Below are 1,812 nucleotides of genomic sequence, written 5' to 3'. Positions count from 1 at the left end.
TGTCTTTGGTCACCGGCAGATGCACAAAGCGAATGCCTTCTCGTTCCGCCATCGCTCGCAGATCTTTGTGGTTAGACTGATTGACGAAAAGGCATTAATCAAGAACCTTCGATCTAAAAAAATATCGACAGCGGGATTAGATGTGCCCGCGGATGAAGCCAACCACAATAGTCAACTGATCTCGTTGGAGAATGTCATTGTAACGCCTCATGTCGGTTTTCTATCAAAAGAATCTCTAATGGAGAGCCGAAGAATTGCGCTTGAGCAGATAGTCATGAGTCTCTCTAAAGGGCTAAAACCAACCTACGCTGTCAATCACAACATCACCACTCGACAATGAGCCGCCTCGTTCTCTAACCGTCTAATAGCCCTCGCTTGACCGCCAGAGTGCATTAGCGCTTCTAGCCTAAAGGTCAAACGCTAATCTTAAAGCAAAAAAACGACCAATAAATGGTCGTTTTCATTATATTAATCTCAGAAATTATCAGAAGTTGAAGTTCATCCCGAGGTTCAGCACATTAGAATCGGTCGTGCCATAAAGCGTGCCATCCCAAGCCATCAGCTCAGCCCATACTAAGACACTATCATGCAGACTACGCTGGTACGCAAGAATCAACGCGGTAAAATCTGCAGTTCCCTTGTCGCCATTGAAGTCAGACACACCGAGCGTATACAGGTTCTTGCCTGATGGTATACCCAGAATAGCATCGATACCTGAACCGACGTTCTCCTTATTGATATAAGCACCATTGACGTAGAAACCATCACCCGAGTATGCGGCTGAAACACCACTGATATCATTCTCAGCGACTGAACCGGTGGCGGTATCATCGACTGTATCTGTGTAAGCGGCACCCAGTGTCACATTGCCAATCGTATAGTTCACACCATACTCGACCTGATCACCATTATTGGGCTCTGAATCATCAACCTGTAACAACGCCTTAAATTTAAAGCCATTCAGGTCAGGACTGGCATAATAAACAGACTCGCTAACGCGAAGACCACCATCAAGGGTGTAATAAACAGGGGCTGTGTTCCACCACAGATAGTCAGCGGTTACGCCCACGGCCTCATAGAAAGCAGAATCAACCTTACCCAACGCGACGGTTCCTAAGCTTTCATCGGTCAGACCCAAATGCCCCAGACGAAGATCACCTACAGTATCAGCATCACTATCCAGATTGAGTGCGACTTCATATTTAGCAAAGGCAGTAAGCCCCTCGCCAAGATCACGTGAAGCTTTTATGCCCACTCTTGAAGCAGCATCTTTGAACTCCGTGTCGTCACCATCATAACCACGCTCAAGCATGACTCGTAGGCTACCATAAACGTCAACGTCAGTTCCCGCAATATCGACTGCATAAACTGAAGGTGCCGTTAACATCGCTGAAAAGACAGCACTAGACAGTAGTAGTTTCTTCATCATTTTAATCACTCTTTAGTTATTGTAGGTCGACACTCCATCCCTGGAGCATGTTCCGTGATATCCCAGTATGTCGCTGGGCCGCTAAATAACAGCAAGTCATCCCAACTCACCGTAAGGGGATCTAACTACATTTATTGGGAAGTGCTGATAAGCATTAGCGACGACTATCTAACCTTCTATTAGTAGCCTGAAGCACGAGGGGCTGGCGCCCCCCTAAGGTTGAACTCAAGCACCCTGCTGAATGCGCGCCGCTTTCATGGTGTTTTTCAATAAACAAGCGATGGTCATGGGACCAACACCACCGGGCACCGGCGAGATACTGCCAGCAATGTCAGAAACTGACTGATAATCTACATCACCTACCAGTTTTCGCTTACCCTCTC

At 47.0% G+C, this 1,812-nt stretch carries 2 protein-coding genes and 1 pseudogene; 1 reads left to right on the top strand and 2 read right to left on the bottom strand.

The features are described 5' to 3' along the window. A partial coding sequence (locus Q4488_RS18690; protein ID WP_303582106.1) for an NAD(P)-dependent oxidoreductase occupies positions 1-340 on the top strand: 340 nt, incomplete at its 5' end. Positions 341-484: 144 nt separating this feature from the next. Here Q4488_RS18690 and Q4488_RS18685 read toward each other — a convergent pair. Continuing rightward, positions 485-1,429: a porin gene (locus tag Q4488_RS18685; RefSeq protein ID WP_303582104.1), complete on the bottom strand. Its 945-nt coding sequence runs from the start codon at positions 1,427-1,429 to the stop codon at positions 485-487. 225 nt (positions 1,430-1,654) lie between these two features. Beyond that, positions 1,655-1,812 (bottom strand): annotated as a pseudogene (locus Q4488_RS18680) (bifunctional methylenetetrahydrofolate dehydrogenase/methenyltetrahydrofolate cyclohydrolase); the annotation flags it as partial.

This window comes from Amphritea sp. 1_MG-2023 (assembly GCF_030547545.1).
Lineage (GTDB): Bacteria > Pseudomonadota > Gammaproteobacteria > Pseudomonadales > Balneatricaceae > Amphritea.
Note: the sequence above shows the minus strand (reverse complement) of the source record. Positions and strands in the feature narration are given on the sequence as shown.